General features: G+C 51.8%; 12 protein-coding genes and 1 CRISPR repeat array. Of the genes, 11 read left to right on the top strand and 1 reads right to left on the bottom strand.

Annotated elements, in window-relative coordinates; genetic code table 11:
- Window positions 1–6: 6 nt before the first annotated feature.
- Window positions 7–573: a DUF2062 domain-containing protein gene (locus tag IT527_RS02815; protein WP_292966276.1), complete on the bottom strand. Its 567-nt coding sequence runs from the start codon at window positions 571–573 to the stop codon at window positions 7–9.
- A 140-nt stretch (window positions 574–713) separates the two neighbouring features.
- Between IT527_RS02815 and IT527_RS02810 the strand changes: the two genes are divergently transcribed.
- The 11 genes from IT527_RS02810 (at window position 714) to cas2 (ending at window position 16,091) form a co-directional block, all read left to right on the top strand.
- Window positions 714–2,381, top strand: coding sequence for a DNA mismatch repair protein MutS (locus IT527_RS02810; RefSeq protein WP_292966273.1), 1,668 nt, complete (start codon window positions 714–716; stop codon window positions 2,379–2,381).
- A gap of 131 nt (window positions 2,382–2,512) precedes the next feature.
- Window positions 2,513–3,622 (top strand): 3-deoxy-7-phosphoheptulonate synthase, encoded by a 1,110-nt coding sequence (locus IT527_RS02805; protein WP_292966270.1) that lies wholly within the window; start codon window positions 2,513–2,515, stop codon window positions 3,620–3,622.
- 26 nt (window positions 3,623–3,648) lie between these two features.
- On the top strand, window positions 3,649–4,128 hold the full coding sequence (locus tag IT527_RS02800) for a hotdog fold thioesterase (RefSeq protein ID WP_292966267.1): 480 nt from the start codon (window positions 3,649–3,651) through the stop codon (window positions 4,126–4,128).
- Between the two features lie 4 nt (window positions 4,129–4,132).
- Complete coding sequence (gene hrpA / locus IT527_RS02795; protein WP_292966264.1) at window positions 4,133–7,876, top strand: ATP-dependent RNA helicase HrpA; 3,744 nt, start codon at window positions 4,133–4,135, stop codon at window positions 7,874–7,876.
- A gap of 720 nt (window positions 7,877–8,596) precedes the next feature.
- Complete coding sequence (locus tag IT527_RS02790; protein WP_292966262.1) at window positions 8,597–10,840, top strand: CRISPR-associated endonuclease Cas3''; 2,244 nt, start codon at window positions 8,597–8,599, stop codon at window positions 10,838–10,840.
- 13 nt (window positions 10,841–10,853) lie between these two features.
- Window positions 10,854–11,519, top strand: a complete 666-nt coding sequence (gene cas5c / locus IT527_RS02785; protein ID WP_363278045.1) for a type I-C CRISPR-associated protein Cas5c — start codon at window positions 10,854–10,856, stop codon at window positions 11,517–11,519.
- Window positions 11,516–13,228 carry a type I-C CRISPR-associated protein Cas8c/Csd1 gene (gene cas8c / locus IT527_RS02780; protein ID WP_292966256.1) on the top strand — a complete coding sequence of 571 codons (1,713 nt, stop codon included), beginning with the start codon at window positions 11,516–11,518 and terminating at the stop codon, window positions 13,226–13,228. Before cas5c ends, cas8c begins: the two co-directional genes overlap by 4 nt.
- A 2-nt stretch (window positions 13,229–13,230) precedes the next feature.
- Complete coding sequence (gene cas7c, locus IT527_RS02775; RefSeq protein ID WP_292966466.1) at window positions 13,231–14,112, top strand: type I-C CRISPR-associated protein Cas7/Csd2; 882 nt, start codon at window positions 13,231–13,233, stop codon at window positions 14,110–14,112.
- Window positions 14,113–14,117: 5 nt separating this feature from the next.
- The gene (cas4, locus tag IT527_RS02770) at window positions 14,118–14,747 is read left to right on the top strand and encodes a CRISPR-associated protein Cas4 (protein ID WP_292966254.1); all 630 of its coding nucleotides are present in this window, start codon (window positions 14,118–14,120) and stop codon (window positions 14,745–14,747) included.
- Window positions 14,748–14,763: 16 nt separating this feature from the next.
- A complete protein-coding gene (gene cas1c, locus IT527_RS02765; RefSeq protein WP_292966251.1) occupies window positions 14,764–15,798 on the top strand; it encodes a type I-C CRISPR-associated endonuclease Cas1c in 1,035 nt (344 codons plus the stop codon).
- 2 nt (window positions 15,799–15,800) lie between these two features.
- Entirely contained in the window at window positions 15,801–16,091 is a 291-nt protein-coding gene (gene cas2, locus IT527_RS02760) for a CRISPR-associated endonuclease Cas2 (RefSeq protein ID WP_292966248.1), read from the top strand.
- A gap of 180 nt (window positions 16,092–16,271) precedes the next feature.
- Window positions 16,272–17,743: direct repeats of the CRISPR family, unit length 37 nt; unit sequence GTAGCGCCCGGTCACCAGACCGGGCGAGGATTGAAAC.
- Window positions 17,744–17,803 lie beyond the last annotated feature (60 nt).

The following is a 17,803-nucleotide window of genomic DNA, read 5'->3' as shown; positions in this document are numbered from 1 at the left end:
AAAAGATTATTGGTTGGAATGATTACGTCTGGCACGTTTTTGCCATGCGTGAATCACGTAATAACGCCAGAGGATTCGTACTGTGAAATAACCGATGACGGATAACAATGTCGCCAGCAGGAACAATCCGATAATCAGTGGCTTGCCAAAAGTAGTCAGGTAATCTGTCAGTACAGGCAGCCATTCTGAAAATTTCTTATCCAGCAGGCTTAATTCCAGTGGCGGCAGATCATCGAAGCTGCCCGCTCTGCTGCCTGTTGCCCAGCTGCCCAGCGTGTAAGCTGCAAGATAAAGCGGCACGATGGTAAAAGGATTGGAGTATAGCGTTACGAAAACAGCAATGGGCAGATTGACTTTGAAAATCACGGAAAACAGGGTGGCAAAAAAGAACTGTACCGGATTACTCCCCGGAATAAGGCCGGCAAACAGACCGGCTGCTACACCGCCCGCGACTGATCGGCGATGTAAATGCCAAAGATTGTGATGATACAGCAGCGTGCCAAAAAAATTCACAAAACGGTTCTGCTGAATACTCTCGTGGGAAGGCAGATATTTTTTAAAAAATTTACGCATCGTAATGAAATTGCCATCTGCAAAATCTGATTGCCCGTATTTGATAATAAGGCGCAATGATAGTTTCTATCGTGATCAATCCAGCATAAAGTGACAAAATCGGCTAAAGTTGGGCATGCTGAATTTAACTGTAAACCGTTATGAGTCAAACTATGGATGATACAACACAGGATATGGCGACTATGATCTGGCGCGGGAGTTTTATTTTGTCATCTGGTAAAAATCCTTCCGGAGTACGTGATACCAGACCCACGGCTGATAATTACGGCGTGCTGGATGCTAAAACTTTTGCTGCCGTGGAGGCTGATGCACTGTTTGATGAAATTAATCAGGCACAGACACTGACAGGCCAGTCGGTACTTTATCGATCATTGGCCCATCCTGTAACGGATACAACTTTGCTGCAAAGCAAACAGGAAGCGCTGCGCGAGCTGGAATCCGATCCGGAGCTGCTGGGTGCGCTTGAGAAATTCATTAAGGGTATGGCAAAAGATGAGGCCTTGCTTCATCATTTTTTGTATGGAGAATTTGCCGGCGGGCTAACAACCGATGATCCCAGAGAGAAAACCGGTAAGGACCGGATGGAATTTGGGGGTTACGGCTATCGCCAGTTTATTGACGGTACCGGCTTTGTCGTGGATCTGGTAGAACAGGCTGAAGCACTTCCCGCACCCAAAAGCAGCTATCTGCGCACATTGGTACATACCTTGCGTGATTTTGCACAGACACGTATTTATGCGCTGATGCACGGGCCTATTTATGTTTCGGAAGGAAAATTTCTGACCAAAGAGGAAAAACCGCGGCTGCCCATGTTGCGTTTCCGTCCTTCCATGTTCAAATGGCCGTTTATCAGTTTGTTTCTGGCATTTATGGCCGGCCTGCTGTTCTTTTTCCAGAGTACACTGACCGAACTCGGTGCCAGTTATGTTGGTTACGGGATTCTGATACTGGTGATACCGATCATCCCCATTATTCTGCAGGCAGTGAGTGCATCGGATCGTGACTCGGTAATCTACCCGCTGCAAAGACTGTTCCGGCAAAGCCCGGAGCTGGCCAGGGCAATTGAAGCCATGGGGATGATTGATGAACTGCTGGCACTGTACCGCCATGCGCGTTCGATCCCCGGAGATGCCACCCTGCCGGAAATAGCTGCAGATACGCGCCATACGCTGGTGGTGGCCGGTGCCAGAAATCCCCTGCTGATAAAAGCTCGCCCGGACTATGTGCCAAATGACATCATGCTGGATAATCATAAGCGCCTGCTGATCGTAACAGGGCCGAACAGCGGCGGGAAAACCGCCTATTGCAAAACAATCGTGCAGATTCAGTTACTGGCCCAGGCTGGTGCTTATATTCCCGCTGCCCGGGCGCGAGTTGTTCCTGCTGAACATATTTTCTATCAGGTGCCGGATCCCGGTCAGCTGGAAGAGGGAATGGGGCGTTTTGCACATGAATTGAAACAGACACGCGAAATCTTCTTCAATTCCACGCCACGTTCTCTGGTGGTACTGGATGAACTGGCAGAAGGCACCACATTCGAAGAAAAAATGACATTGTCGGAATATGTACTGAAAGGATTTCATCAGCTTGGCGCCACCACTATCCTGGTTACCCATAATCATGAGCTGTGCGAACGTTTACAGCAGGAAAATATCGGAGATTATCTGCAGGTTGAATTCCTTTCCGAAAAGCCGACTCATCGCCTGATTCCTGGCGTATCCCGTATCAGTCATGCTGATCGTATTGCCAGCGCCATCGGTTTCAGCAAGGAAGATGTGGCCAGTCATCTGGCCTCGCTGCAAGAATAATGGCAGCTACCGGGACATCGCAGTAAAATACGGCCCTTAAAAAGACCGGGTTGCGTAACACGAAACCGGGTAATCCGTATTTCCGGCACGACCCGGAAAAGTAAAAAGAAATAATCATCAAGGAATTATCTGTGAAACATCAAACCGACGATCTGCGCATTATCGGCGTGCGCGAGCTGACTGCGCCGGTAGAGCTGCGTCGTGAACTTTCCCTGACTGAGAAGGCGGCAGAAACCGTATTTGCCGCCCGGCAGGAATGTCACAATATTGTGCGAGGTGAGGATGACAGGCTGCTGGTTATATGCGGCCCATGCTCGATTCATGATGTGGATGCAGCGCTGGAATATGCATCCCGCCTGAATCATCTGCGCAGGGAGCTTAAAAACCAGTTGCACATCATCATGCGGGTTTATTTTGAAAAACCGCGCACGACAGTGGGCTGGAAGGGCCTGATCAATGATCCGGATCTGGATGACAGCTTCCGCATCAATAAAGGATTACGGCTGGCACGTGGTTTGCTGCTGGAGCTGGGTAACCAGGGTGTGCCTGCTGCTACCGAATTTCTCGATCTGATCAGTCCGCAATATGTGGCTGATCTCATTAGCTGGGCGGCTATCGGAGCTCGCACAACAGAAAGCCAGGGGCACCGCGAGCTGGCATCCGGGGTTTCCTGCCCGGTGGGTTTCAAAAATGGCACATATGGCAATCTGAATATTGCAATCGACGCGATTGGCGCAGCATCACGCCCGCATAATTTTCTGTCTGTGACCAAAGAGGGACGTACTGCCATTTTCTCAACCAAAGGGAATGAGGATTGCCACATCATCCTGCGCGGTGGAAGATCACCGAACTACGATGCAGAAAGTGTAGCCTCAGCGGTTGATGCCCTGTTAAAAGCAAAGTTACCTCCCTACCTGATGATTGATTGCAGCCACGCCAACAGCCACAAGGATTATCGGCGCCAGCCGGAAGTGGCAGCCAATGTGGCACAGCAGATAGCAGCAGGAAACCGTTCAATCTGTGGTGTGATGCTTGAAAGTCATCTGGTGGCGGGCAGGCAGAATGTGGATGGAAAGCAGCTCAAAGATCTGGTTTACGGGCAGAGTATTACGGATGGCTGCATCGACTTTGAGACTACCCGGCAGGTGTTGTCTGAGCTGGCTGAAGCCGTGGATAAACGCAGAAACCTGCATGGGGATGAACCGGCACTGGCTGTCGACCGTTCTACAGCGCTTTCCTGAATATCTGTCGAATACGCGGAGATAACATGATTTCTCATCAAGCAATCTGGTTCAAGAATTACACCATTGATTATCTGGAAGGGCTGCGTAACGCTAATATGGGTGTACATATCGGTATCCGTTTTATGGAAATCGGCCCTGATTTTCTCAAAGCCGGCATGCCGGTCGATCATCGCACCACCCAGCCTTTTGGCATACTGCATGGAGGCGCCAGTTGCGTGCTGTCAGAAACACTGGGCAGCGTATCTGCCTGGATGACAATTGATCCCGAGCAGTATCGGGCTGTTGGTATCGAAATCAATGCCAATCATATCCGGGCAGTTACCAGAGGAAATGTCATCGGTGTATGTACGCCGCTGCATGTCGGTAAACGCACCCAGGTCTGGCAGACGGACATTACTGAAGAAGCTACCGGCAAGCGTGTGGCTGTTTCCAGACTGACGGTTGCCATTATTGAACAGGGAACGCTCAGCACCCAGAAAGAAAAGGTCATCGTCAGCAAATAGTTTTTTGGCACATCACCCCCAACCCATTCCTCGCATCACCTACCCGGAAGAATTACCGGTTGTCGCGCGGCGTGAAGAAATCGCGCATGCGGTCCGGCAACACCAAACGGTCATTATCTGTGGTGAGACCGGTTCCGGAAAGACAACACAGTTACCTAAAATCTGCCTGGAATTAGGGCTGGGAACCAAAAAACTGATTGGTCACACCCAGCCCCGGCGCATTGCCGCCCGAACCGTTGCTGCACGCATTGCTACTGAACTGAACAGCTCCATCGGGCAGCTGGTGGGCTATAAGGTACGGTTTTCCGATCAGACTCACCCTGATACCCGCATTAAACTGATGACCGATGGCATCCTGCTGGCGGAAACGCAGCAGGATCCACTGCTGCGTGCCTATCGAACCATCATTATTGATGAAGCACATGAGCGCAGCCTGAATATCGATTTCCTGCTCGGCTACCTCAAGCAGCTGCTGCCGCGCCGCCCGGACCTGAAGCTGATCATCACTTCTGCCACCATTGACGCTCAACGATTTGCCTCTCATTTCAATGATGCCCCTGTCATTGAGGTATCCGGCAGGCTGTATCCGGTAGAGATTCATTACCGGCCGTTCAGTGAGCAGGATAGGGGAGAGGATCGCGATTTATCCCAGGCTATTCTTGGCGCAGTTGATGAAGCCATGTGCATGGGCGAGGGCGATATGCTGGTGTTCCTGCCGGGTGAGCGGGAAATACGGGAAACTGCCGAAATCTTGCGCAAACACACTTTTTCCGGTCCGGACGGTAAAGCTGGCATGGAAATTCTGCCTTTATTTGCCCGGCTGTCTCATACCGAACAGGCGCGTATCTTCAGTCCCGGTCAGCAGAGAAGAATTGTGCTGGCAACCAATGTGGCCGAGACTTCGCTGACGGTTCCCGGTATCCGCTATGTGATTGATACCGGGCTGGCCCGTATCAATCGTTACAGCTATCGCAACAAAGTGGAACAGCTGCTGATTGAAAAAATTTCCCAGGCTTCAGCTAATCAGCGAGCCGGGCGCTGTGGTCGGGTAATGAACGGAATTTGTTTCCGTTTGTACTCGGCAGAGGATTTTTCTGCCCGCTCGGAATATACCGATCCGGAAATCCTGCGTTCCTCACTGGCTGCTGTCATCCTGCGCATGAAATCACTGAAGATCGGAGATGTGGAACAGTTTCCGTTCATCCAGCCACCTGCGCCGCGCATGATTGCTGATGGTTATCAGCTGCTATCAGAGCTGGGTGCACTCGATGAACAGAAAGGATTGACACAAATTGGCTTTCAACTGGCCAGATTTCCAACTGATCCCAAGATTGCGCGCATGATTATTGCCGCCAAACAGGAAAACTGCCTGAGTGAAGTGCTGATTATCGCCTCTGCGCTTACCCTGCAGGATCCGCGTGACCGGCCGTTTGAACATCAGCAGGCCGCTGACCAGGCGCACCAGCTGTTCCGCGATGATCGCTCCGATTTCATCAGCTATCTCAAACTGTGGGACTTTTATAATGAGCTGCTCAAACATAAAAAATCCAATAAAAAACTGATCGAACAATGCCAGAAAAATTTTATTTCCCATCGCAGAATGCGGGAATGGCGCGAGATCCACGGCCAGTTACATACACTGATCAGTGAAATGGGGTTACGCCCCAATCAGGTTGCTGCCGGTTATGATGAAATTCATCGTGCATTGTTGTCCGGTCTGCTGGGCAATATCGGTTTTAAATCGGATGAAAAGGGCACGTACGAGGGTGCGCGTGCGATCAGGTTCTCTATTTTCCCGGGCTCATCCCTGAGAAAAAAACAGCCAAAATGGATTGTTGCGGCGGAACTTACCGAAACCACCAGGCTGTATGCGCGTTGCGCAGCGGCCATTGATCCTGCCTGGCTGGAAAGGACCGCCGGTAAATTGTGCAAAAAGCACTATTTTGATCCGCACTGGGAAAAACAGCGTGCCCAGGCTGTTGTGTTTGAACGGGTTACCCTGTATGGCCTGACTATTGTTCCTAAACGGCGTGTCGCGTATGGCCCGATTGACCCTGTTCATGCGCATGAGATTTTTATTCGTGAAGCGCTAGTGGCAGGGGAGTACGAGAGTGATGCGCCTTTTCTGCGGCATAACCGGCAACTGGTCGATGAAATCCGCGAACTGGAAAGCAAGATCCGGCGGCAGGATATTCTGGTAGACGAGCAGCAGATTTTCGAGTTTTACGCAGCACGTATTCCTGCAAATATCTACAGCGGCGCTGCATTTGAGAAATGGCGCAAACAGGCGGAGCAAACTGAGCCGAAACTTTTATATCTGACTCGGGAAATGCTGATGCGTCAGGCAGCGGATATGGCAGCGATTGAGCAGTTTCCCGAAACATTAACAATCGCGGACCATGTTTTGCCCCTGAGCTACCGTTTTGATCCCGGCCATCCGCTGGATGGTGTCACTGTTACCATACCGCTGCCGCTGCTTAACCAGATCATACCGTTTCACTTCGACCGGCTGGTGCCGGGGCTTGTTCGTGAAAAAATCACCTGGCTGGTAAAAATGCTGCCCAAGCCGGTACGTCGTCACGCTATTCCAGTTCCTCAGTTTATTACCCGGTTTCTGGAATGGCTGGATACCTGCCCGGATCAGACAGCGTTACTTACTGAATCCCTTGCCGCATTTATTCGCCATGAAACCGGGATCAGGGTCCCGCTGGATACCTGGGACAGCAGGCTGCTGCCGGCACATCTGCAAATAAATATGAAAGTGGTTGATGATGCCGGAGCGATACTGGGCATGGGGCATGATCTGGCTGAACTGAAAGCACAGTTCGGCCAGACAGCGCAGCAGGTATTCACTCATGGTGCAGGTGCAGAATCTGATTCAATCGAGCGTGATGGCATTACACAATGGGATTTTGATGAATTACCGCTGAAAACTGATTTCAATCGTGCAGGCAAGCAGCTCACCGGTTACCCGGCGCTGGTCAATCAGGAACAAAGTGTCGCTATTCGCATATTTGATACGCAGGAAGGCGCACAGCGCAGTATGCGGGAGGGTGTGCGGCGATTGCTATGCTTTGCACTCAAGGATCAGATCAAACAGCTGGAGAAGAGTCTGCCGATCGATCAGAAAGCGATCCTGCTGATGAACAGCCTGATTGAAAAAGACAGGTTGAGGGAAGACATACGCTCGGCCATCATTGATCTGGTGCTGATTGGCGATGATCCGCTGCCGCGTAATGAGGCGGCATTTACCACCCAGATAACTCGAGCGCGAAACCGCCTGGGAACTGTTTCACAGGAAATGGCCGGACTGATTCACGCCATTGCTCAATCCTGGCAGGAACTGAATAAACGATTATCGGTTATGGATAAATCAGCCGTATCCCTGAAAAAAGATCTGGAAGAACAGTTGCACCACCTGATTTATCCGGGGTTCCTGAATACAACCCGCTGGCAATATCTGCAACATATTCCGCGTTACCTCAAAGGCATGTTGTTGCGCCTCGATAAATACAGCAAGAATCCGGCACGCGATCAGGAACAGGCAAAGATTGTCACCACACTGTGGAAACAGTACGAACAGCGCCTGCACAAACACCGCCAGGCAGGAATAACCGACCCCAATCTGGAAACATTCCGCTGGCAAATCGAAGAACTGCGCATCTCCCTGTTCAGCCAGGAACTGAAAACCCCCATGCCCGTATCAGAAAAACGCCTGCAAAAACTGTGGGAAAGCGTGCGGGAGTAGGTACGCAATACCAGAAACAGAAAACTCACCACTGAGACAGATCGGGTTGCTGGATTAGATCAGAATGGCCGCATGGGCATAGTACATCGTTTTGCAGTTATCGTAACAGGGCTTCAGCTCGCTGGTTTTGTTGTTTTTTCCAGCTTCCTGCTCTGGATCGGGCGAGACATGGTGAAGGTGCTCTAGCGTTTCTTTATTGATATCTTTTTACCCACTGGCGTGGGGAAGACTTACTTTTGCAGATACTTTACCATTGGCGGTGATCTTTATTTTTACTTCTGTACTGGCTATGGAGACACCATGTCAAGGTTGTTGCTGATTCTGTTTATCTGGCTGGTCTGCCTGGCAATCATCCCTGACTTGACCACAGTCATTACCATTCTGCTTATGTGCTGGGTTGGAATCTGGACTTTAATCAAAATTGTTTTCAAAGTCTGAAAACCTTAAAACGGCTTAAGCCAATTCCTCTCATAGGCCATGCCGATACGCACTACAGTTGCCTATGTTTTCAGGTTATCAGCCCCAATCTTTCTGATGATTTCTGAATGGACTCAGATCTGTGAATGTATTGTGGGAAAAGTGAGTCAATCTGACTACATTCAAAAAGCTATTCATTATAGAAAGCCAGTAATTCTCCTCTTATTTCCTGATCAAGTTAGGTAGGGCTTGCGGCAAAATACCGAAAACCCTATTTCTAGGAAATTTCGGAGGCCTGGTGAAGTGACCACTGAAAACAATATCGCTTATCTGGCACATGTACGGCAATTGCCGGATGGGAGATGGATCGAGCATTTTCTGGAAGAGCATCTGCTCGCTGTTGCTGCATTGGCGGCTGAATTTGCGTCTGTTTTCAATAGTCAGGACTGGGCGCACTTGTCCGGGTTGTGGCACGACCTTGGCAAATTCCGCGAGAAATTCCAGCAATACATCAAATCTGTCAGCGGCTACGATGCTGAAGCTCACATTGAAGGCGCACCCGGGCGCGTTGATCATTCCACCGCTGGTGCTATCCATGCCATTGAAAAACTGGGGCTACAGGGGCGCATCCTCGCTTATCTGATCGCCGGTCATCATGCGGGATTGCCAGACTGGAATGGAGAAGCCGCTTCACTTTTTCAGCGATTGGAAAACGGCAAAGCGAGAGGCTATCTGCAAGAAATACTGCTTGCTAAGCTGGGTATATCTTTGCTTGAACAGCCTTGCCCTACATCTTTTCCATCGCAAGATGGTTCGTTCGCGCTCTGGATTAGGATGTTGTTTTCCTGTCTGGTGGATGCTGACTTTCTGGATACGGAAGCCTTTATGGACGAGAGCAGGAAAGATTTGCGCGTGGGCTATCCGGCGTTGAATGAATTGCTGTCCGCATTTGACCAGCACATGAATGACAAAACAGCGAATGCAACGGATTCCCCGGTCAACCGCATCCGTGCCAAAGTGCTGCACCAGTGCCGAGAAAAAGCCGAACTGCCTTCCGGCCTGTTCTCGCTCACCGTGCCGACCGGTGGCGGCAAGACGCTATCCAGCATGACTTTTGCACTGAATCATGCCGTGCATCACGGCAAACAGCGCATGATTTATGTCATTCCCTACACCAGCATTCTCGAACAGACCGCAGAAATTTTCCGCAAGATTTTCAGGGATGAGAATGTCATCGAACACCACAGCAATCTCGATCCTGACAAAGAAGATTCGCGCTCTCGACTTGCCACGGAAAACTGGGATGCCCCCATCATCGTCACCACCAACGTACAATTCTTCGAATCACTGTTTGCTGCCCGTACCAGCCGCTGTCGCAAGCTGCACAACATCGTGAACAGCGTAGTTGTGCTGGACGAAGCGCAACTGCTGCCGCCGGAATTTCTTGCACCTATTTTGCATGTTATGCAAGATTTGTCACAAAGCTATAAGGTGAGTTTCGTACTTTCCACAGCGACGCAGCCCGCCTTCTCGCCGCGCCCCAGGTTTTCCGGTCTCAGGGGTGTGCAAGAACTGATGGATGATCCGAATGGGTTATATGTTGATTTGAAACGCGTCGAAGCCGAACTGCCACGGGATTTCAACGCATCGCGTACTTGGGAATCCATTGCAGAAGAATTGCAGCGATACGACTCCATACTATGCATCGTCAATTCCCGTGCCGATTGCCGTGCGCTGCATGCACTGATGCCCAGGGACACCATTCACCTTTCCGCCCTGATGTGCGGCCAGCATCGCAGCGAGGTGATCGCGGATATCAAACAACGCCTTAAAAGCGGTATTTCCACTCGTGTTATCAGTACTCAGCTGGTGGAAGCCGGGGTAGATATGGATTTCCCCGTGGTTTATCGCGCACTGGCCGGGCTGGATGCTGTGGCCCAAGCTGCCGGACGTTGTAACCGCGAAGGTATCCTGCCGGGCATGGGCAAAGTCGTCGTGTTCGTGCCACCCAAGCCAGCTGCCCCCGGCCTGCTGCGCAAAGCTCAACAGAGCGGGCAGGAAATCATGCGGCTGACCGAAGGCGACCCACTCACGCGCGAGCGTTTCGAAGCCTACTTTCGCCACTACTATGCCAGCCTCAATAGCCTGGATGAAGAAAACATCATTGGCCTGCTGGACATGCACAACCGGGCTGAAGCGCGTCGTGCCGAGTTCAACTTCCGCACCGCTGCGGACAAATTCCAGCTTATCAAAGAAGAAGGCCAAACCGCCGTCATTGTGCGCTATGGCGAGAGTGAAAAGCTCATCGCCTCGCTTGAAGCCAGCCAGAATATGGAGCCGCACCAGAGGCGTGGTATTTTGCGCCGCTTGCAGCGCTATACCGTCAATATCCGCGAGCAGGAATGCAGAAAGCTAATGACCAGCGGGGATATCCGGGAAATTTTTGAGGGGTGCCATATCCAGCAAACAGATACGCTTTATCACCCGCAGTTGGGGCTGCTATTGAGCAAAGAAGTCGTATTTGAACCGGCGCAAGGCGTCGTTTAAACAAGGGGAAGAAATGAGAACCTACTGTCTTGAAGTCAGCGGCGATTTCGCCTGCTTCACCCGCCCGGAAATGAAAGTTGAGCGGGTGAGCTACGATGTGATAACGCCGTCCTCTGCCCGTGCGGTGTTCGAGTCCATCCTGTGGAAACCGGCCATCCGCTGGTACGTCGAAAAGATTGAGGTGCTCAAACCGATACGCTGGGTTTCCATCCGGCGTAACGAAGTTGGCGCGGTCGTTTCGGTGCGCAATGCACAGGAAGCCATGAACAAAGGCTCGGGCAAGCTTGCGCTGAGCATCGAGGACGAACGTCAGCAACGTGCGGGGCTGTTTCTGCGCGACGCAGCTTATCGCATTCATGCATATTTCGAGCTGCTGCCCAATGCGGGCGAGAACAACACCATGGGCAAGTTCCTGGATATGTTCGAGCGCCGCGCCGCAAAGGGACAGTGCATCAATCAGCCCTATCTCGGCTGCCGCGAGTTCGCCTGCGATTTTCGGCTGGTGGATATGACGCAGCCGCAACCCGTACCCATCGCTGAAACCCGCGATCTCGGCTTCATGCTCTACGACATGGACTACACCAAGGTCGCCGACCCGCAACCACGCTTCTTCCGCGCACAGTTGGAAAATGGTGTACTGAACGTCCCCACCTGGAACAGTGAGGAGATACGAGGATGATTCTGCAAGTACTCAACGAGTATTACCAGCGCAAGAGCCGCATGCTCGACAGCGACCTTGCACCGCCGGGATTCGAGCATAAGGCGATTCCTTTTCTGGTTGTGTTGTCGACTGACGGGGGATTCGTCGGTTTTGACGACACATGTGAGGGCGAAGGCAAGAAGAAGGTTGCCAAGACGTATCTTGTACCACAGACCATCAAACGTTCTTCTGGTGTGGCAGCAAATCTGCTGTGGGATCACTCCGGCTATGTGTTCGGCATCGACAACAAGGGTAAACCGAAGCGCGCCCGCGAACAGTATCTCGCCTTCGTCGAAGCCATCCGAACACGTTTCTCCGAATGCAACGATGCTGGCATCCGTGCCGTACTCGCCTTTCTGGAGCGCGCCGATTTTTCCAAGGTGCAGGAGCATCCACTATGGACGGAGATTCTGGAAAGCGGCGCAAATCTGACCTTCCGGCTGGAAGGAGAGGCCATTCCTGTTTGCGAACGTGAGGTGGTAATTGATGCCTTGTCCACTGCCAATGAAAAAGACTTGGGCGAACAGTCCTTGTGCCTGGTGTCCGGTGAAGCGGATGCCATCGAAAGATTGCATCCATCAGTCAAAGGGGTATGGGGTGCACAAAGCTCCGGTGCGAACATCGTTTCGTTCAATCTCGATGCCTTCAATTCCTACGGCAAATCGCAAGGCGGCAATGCGCCGATAGGCAAGCGTGCTGTCTTCGCTTACACCACGGCGCTCAACCACCTGCTGGCAAAAGGCTCGAAGCAGCGCATTCAGGTGGGTGACGCCTCAACCGTGTTCTGGTGCGCCACACCGGGGCACCCGATGGAAGAATTGTTCCCCGGTTTCTTCGGCGAGCAGGACAAGGACAATCCCGATCAGGGAACCAGCGCAGTTTCTACCTTGCTGAATGCACCCAAGTCCGGCGTGGGGAGCTTCGAGGACGACGGCACGCGCTTCTACGTGCTGGGCCTCGCGCCCAACGCAGCCCGCATTGCCGTGCGCTTCTGGCATGTAAAAACCGTGGCCGAGCTGGCTGTCAATATCCGTAAATATTTCAACGATTTTCGTATCGTTCATGCGCCGCATGAACCCGAAACGTTCTCGCTATTTCGCTTACTGGTGGCAACTGCCACATTGGGCAAGGCTGAAAACATCCCACCCAATCTCGGCGGAGATGTAATGCGCAGCATCATCGAAAACCTGCCGTATCCGCAAACTTTGCTGGCTGGTGCGATTCGCCGCATCCGCGCCGAGCAGGAAGTCACTTACCCGCGCGCCGCCATCATCAAGGCGTGCATCAACCGTTACTCTGAGAAGGAGGAGCTCACCGTGTCACTGGATGCAAACAACATGAATACTGCCTATCGGCTGGGTCGGCTGTTCGCGGTGCTGGAACGCATACAGGAGCGCGCCAGCCCGGGCATCAATGCCACGATCCGCGATCGCTATTATGGCGCAGCGTCGAGTACGCCTGTCACAGTCTTTTCGACCTTACTCAAACTGAAGAACCACCACCTCGCCAAACTGGATAACAAAGGTGAGGCGGTCAACTATGAAAAGCTACTTGGGCAAATCATGAATGAAATCACCGATTTTCCGGCACATCTCGACCTGCAAAGCCAGGGCCGCTTTGCCATCGGCTATTACCATCAGCGGCAAGCCTTCTTCACCAAATCCGAATCTACCAATAAAGGAGAGTAATCATCATGGCACTGAATAACCGTTACGACTTTGTTCTGCTGTTCGACGTGAAGGACGGCAATCCCAATGGTGACCCGGATGCAGGTAATCTGCCGCGCATGGATGCGGAAACCGGGCGCGGCCTAGTGACGGACGTCAGCCTCAAGCGCAAGGTTCGCAATTTTGTCGGTATCGTCAAAGGTGAACAACCGCCATTCGAGATTTATGTGAAAGAAAAGGCCATCCTCAACAAACAGCACGAGCGGGCGTATCAAGGTATTGGTGCTGCCGATTTATTGGGTGGTGAGGACAAGAAGCGCAAAGGTGGTGACAAGGTAGCCGAGGCGCGTGATTGGATGTGCAAGAATTTCTACGATGTACGTACTTTTGGTGCGGTAATGTCCACTGGAGTGAATTGCGGCCAAGTACGTGGCCCTGTACAACTCACCTTTGCCCGTTCTGCCGATCCCGTAGTAGCACAGGAGCATTCCATTACTCGAATGGCAGTTGCCACCGAAGCAGAGGCTGAAAAGCAGAGCGGCGATAATCGCACCATGGGTCGCAAATTTACCATCCCCTACGGCCTCTACGTTGCTCATGGCTTTGTTTCTGCCTATCTTGCCAATCAAACCGGTTTCGGTGAGGAAGATCTGAAATTGCTGTGGCAAGCTTTTATCAATATGTTTGAGCATGACCGTTCTGCTGCACGCGGTGAAATGGCTGCCCGGGGGCTGTATGTATTCAAACACGACAGTGAATTGGGTAATGCGCCTGCCTATCAATTGTTTGAACGAATAAAAATACAGAAAAACAGCGAAATACCTGCACGCGCTTTCAGTGATTATAAAGTCACGGTCGATGATACAGGTTTGCAGGGAGTAACATTGCAGCGTCTTGTCGGATGAATTTCATGGCTGCTGAAACTGATAACGATCCCATCATGCTTTCTGCACTGCAGCACTGGAGTTACTGTCCGCGCCAGTGCGCATTGATCCACCTTGAGCAGGCCTTTGATGAAAATGTTCACACTATGCGCGGCAATGCGGTACACAAGCGAGTGGATGATCCTGGTTTTGAAACATTTGAAGGTGTGCGCAGTGAGCGTGCTTTGCCGGTATGGTCCGATCAGTTGGGACTGATCGGTAAGTGCGACATGGTCGAATTCTATCCCGATGGACAAATTCATCCGGTGGAATATAAACATGGGAAAAAGCGGGTTAAGTTGCATGACGATCTGCAGCTCGCTGCTCAGGCAATGTGTCTCGAGGAAATGACTGGCAAGCTTATTACCCATGGCTCCATTTACCACCATTCATCCCGCCGACGAAGGGAAGTCGCCATCACAGCGGAATTGCGTGTGCAAGTGGAAGAAGCAGTCACAGCCATTCGCTTATTACTGGCGTCTGGTACTTTACCACCGCCTGTAAATGATGCGCGCTGCAAGGAGTGTTCGTTGAAGGATATCTGTCAGCCGGAAGTATTGGCACAGAAATCGAATTACCGGACAGCACAAATGGAATTGTTCACCATCGACGATTAACCGATTGAGGCAGATCATGCGCCAGATCCTCAATACACTTTATATCCTGACACCCAATGCTTATGCACATCTGGAAAACGATACCCTGCGCATTGATGTAGAGCGGCAAAAGAAGCTGCAGGTGCCATTACACCATCTGGGGTCAGTCGTATGCTTCGGAAACATATTGGTTTCCCCAGCTTTGATGCACCGTTGTGCTGATAGTGGCATCAGCCTGGTATTAGTGGATGCCAATGGTCGCTTCAAGGCAAGGCTGGAAGGTGCAGTCAGCGGTAATGTTTTATTGCGCCAGGCGCAGCATCGCAAGGCAACCGATGAAAATTTCGTTCTGACAACTGCACGGGCGATCATTGCCGGCAAATTGCGTAATGCACGGCAGGTACTATTGCGTGGAGCACGTGAAAGCAGTGATGAAACTGATCAGAAAATATTGAGCAACGCTGCAGAATCCCTTGCATTCTCGATCAGAAATTTGCTCTATTCGAAAGATCTTGATCATGTACGCGGAATAGAGGGAGATGCGGCCAAAACCTATTTTTCCGCTCTGCCATGTCTGGTACGCAAAGATATACGTGGATTTTTTACGATGGACGGGCGAACACGCCGCCCACCACGTGATCGCTTCAATGCTATGCTTTCATTCATTTATTCTCTGGTGATGAATGACTGTCGTTCTGCTCTGGAAAGTATCGGGCTGGATCCGCAGATAGGCTTTCTGCATGCAGTACGGCCAGGTAGAGCTGCCCTTGCGCTGGATCTGATGGAAGAATTCCGCTCATTCATGGCTGATCGGCTGGCGCTGACCCTGATTAACCGTGGACAGATCACCGCTCAGGATTTACTGGTACGGGAAGGGGGAGCTGTTCATCTTGAGGATAAAGCCAGAAGAACCGTAGTCATTGCCTATCAGGAACGCAAACAGGAAGAAATTACTCATCCTTTGCTTGAAACCAAAGTGCCAATTGGCCTATTGCCGCAACTGCAGGCAAGGTTTATGGCTCGCGTCATACGCGGTGAAATGGACGGTTATCTTCCTTTCCTGGTTAGATAATCATGCTGATTATTGTTACGTACGATGTTTCAACAGAAACCAAGGCAGGCCGCAAGCGATTGCGTCGCGTTGCAAAATTATGTGAAAGTATCGGGCAGCGTGTGCAAAAATCTGTATTTGAATGTCGTATCAATTTAATGCAATATGAGGAACTGGAACGTCGTCTACTATCCGAAATAGATGAACGGGAAGATAATCTGCGGTTATATCGCCTCACTGAACCAGCGGAGCTCCATGTAAAAGAGTATGGCAATTTTAAGGCAATTGATTTTGAAGGGCCTCTCACCATCTGATAAACGCGAACCTGTAGCACCGGCTCAATACTGGCTAGTTCGCGCTACATCTAACTGTATGGTAACAAACAGGAAAATAGTTTCCTTTTTCTACTGTTTATTACCGGCAGCTGAAAAAATCTTCATATTCGCGCAAGTTGTCCGAATCTTGAAGGTGTATCAAGTAGTTATAGTTGTACTGTAGCGCCCGGTCACCAGACCGGGCGAGGATTGAAACTCGTCGTTTTGTGCTGATTCGCGTCCGGCCGGGCGTAGCGCCCGGTCACCAGACCGGGCGAGGATTGAAACATCTCAACCATGGAAGTAATGATACTGCCGATGGCGTAGCGCCCGGTCACCAGACCGGGCGAGGATTGAAACTCCAGACGCTGCTTGTAGCTATCGTGGCAAAGCTGGTAGCGCCCGGTCACCAGACCGGGCGAGGATTGAAACAACTACATAGGCCACACGGAATCTACGAAACCCATCTGGTAGCGCCCGGTCACCAGACCGGGCGAGGATTGAAACGCTTTCTGCCCCAGTCCCGCGGGTGCGCGTCTCTTGTAGCGCCCGGTCACCAGACCGGGCGAGGATTGAAACCTGTTTGATTGACTCCAGCATCTCGATGAGATGGTGTAGCGCCCGGTCACCAGACCGGGCGAGGATTGAAACGATTTATTGCCTGTTTTGCCGTGCATCTCTGGCATGTAGCGCCCGGTCACCAGACCGGGCGAGGATTGAAACTCCCCGGGAGCAGGAATCGGCACAAGGTGAACTCGTAGCGCCCGGTCACCAGACCGGGCGAGGATTGAAACGTAATATGGCGGCATGAAGTGGTTTAGCCAACCTGTAGCGCCCGGTCACCAGACCGGGCGAGGATTGAAACAGTTGAGGGTGCATCAAAAAGATTGAAAGCAAAAGTAGCGCCCGGTCACCAGACCGGGCGAGGATTGAAACAGCCTTCTGGACCGCTCATAAGCCGCGCGCCGGGGTAGCGCCCGGTCACCAGACCGGGCGAGGATTGAAACAAACGCCGCTGCGTTGCGCTACTGGCTAAGAGAGCACGTAGCGCCCGGTCACCAGACCGGGCGAGGATTGAAACAGATTATTCTGATCCGGCTTACAGCTCGCAGCCGGTAGCGCCCGGTCACCAGACCGGGCGAGGATTGAAACCTTTCATGCCTTTGTTCCAGGGGATCATTCCTTTTGTAGCGCCCGGTCACCAGACCGGGCGAGGATTGAAACTTTCTGAATGTTCTACGTCTATTAAATTTAACATGTAGCGCCCGGTCACCAGACCGGGCGAGGATTGAAACCCTTCTGCCCCCAGAAAATCATGGCGGATCCTAGAGTAGCGCCCGGTCACCAGACCGGGCGAGGATTGAAACTGAAAAAAGGCACTTTTCCGAAATTTATTACCTTGTAGCGCCCGGTCACCAGACCGGGCGAGGATTGAAACCAGCCGCAAGAATAGCACTTAGCGCTATACCCCCGGTAGCGCCCGGTCACCAGACCGGGCGAGGATTGAAACCGCTTACGAGTAGAGCGTCCTATCTCGCGCTGCTGTAGCGCCCGGTCACCAGACCGGGCGAGGATTGAAACCGGATGATGATCGGCCAACTAGACTCGTCAACATGTAGCGCCCGGTCACCAGACCGGGCGAGGATTGAAACACGGCGATTGCATGTGAGGAGACTTAAATGGCGAGTAGCGCCCGGTCACCAGACCGGGGG

Source organism: Nitrosomonas sp. (assembly GCF_020852615.1).
GTDB lineage: Bacteria > Pseudomonadota > Gammaproteobacteria > Burkholderiales > Nitrosomonadaceae > Nitrosomonas.
This window is presented reverse-complemented; position numbering and strand designations above follow the sequence as displayed.

Coding starts and splice junctions, on each gene's coding strand:
- IT527_RS02815 (WP_292966276.1), bottom strand. CDS start 573: ATGCGTAAATTTTTTAAAAAATATCTGCCTTCCCACGAGAGTATTCAG.
- IT527_RS02810 (WP_292966273.1), top strand. CDS start 714: ATGAGTCAAACTATGGATGATACAACACAGGATATGGCGACTATGATC.
- IT527_RS02800 (WP_292966267.1), top strand. CDS start 3,649: ATGATTTCTCATCAAGCAATCTGGTTCAAGAATTACACCATTGATTAT.
- cas5c (WP_363278045.1), top strand. CDS start 10,854: ATGAGAACCTACTGTCTTGAAGTCAGCGGCGATTTCGCCTGCTTCACC.
- cas8c (WP_292966256.1), top strand. CDS start 11,516: ATGATTCTGCAAGTACTCAACGAGTATTACCAGCGCAAGAGCCGCATG.
- cas4 (WP_292966254.1), top strand. CDS start 14,118: ATGGCTGCTGAAACTGATAACGATCCCATCATGCTTTCTGCACTGCAG.
- cas1c (WP_292966251.1), top strand. CDS start 14,764: ATGCGCCAGATCCTCAATACACTTTATATCCTGACACCCAATGCTTAT.
- cas2 (WP_292966248.1), top strand. CDS start 15,801: ATGCTGATTATTGTTACGTACGATGTTTCAACAGAAACCAAGGCAGGC.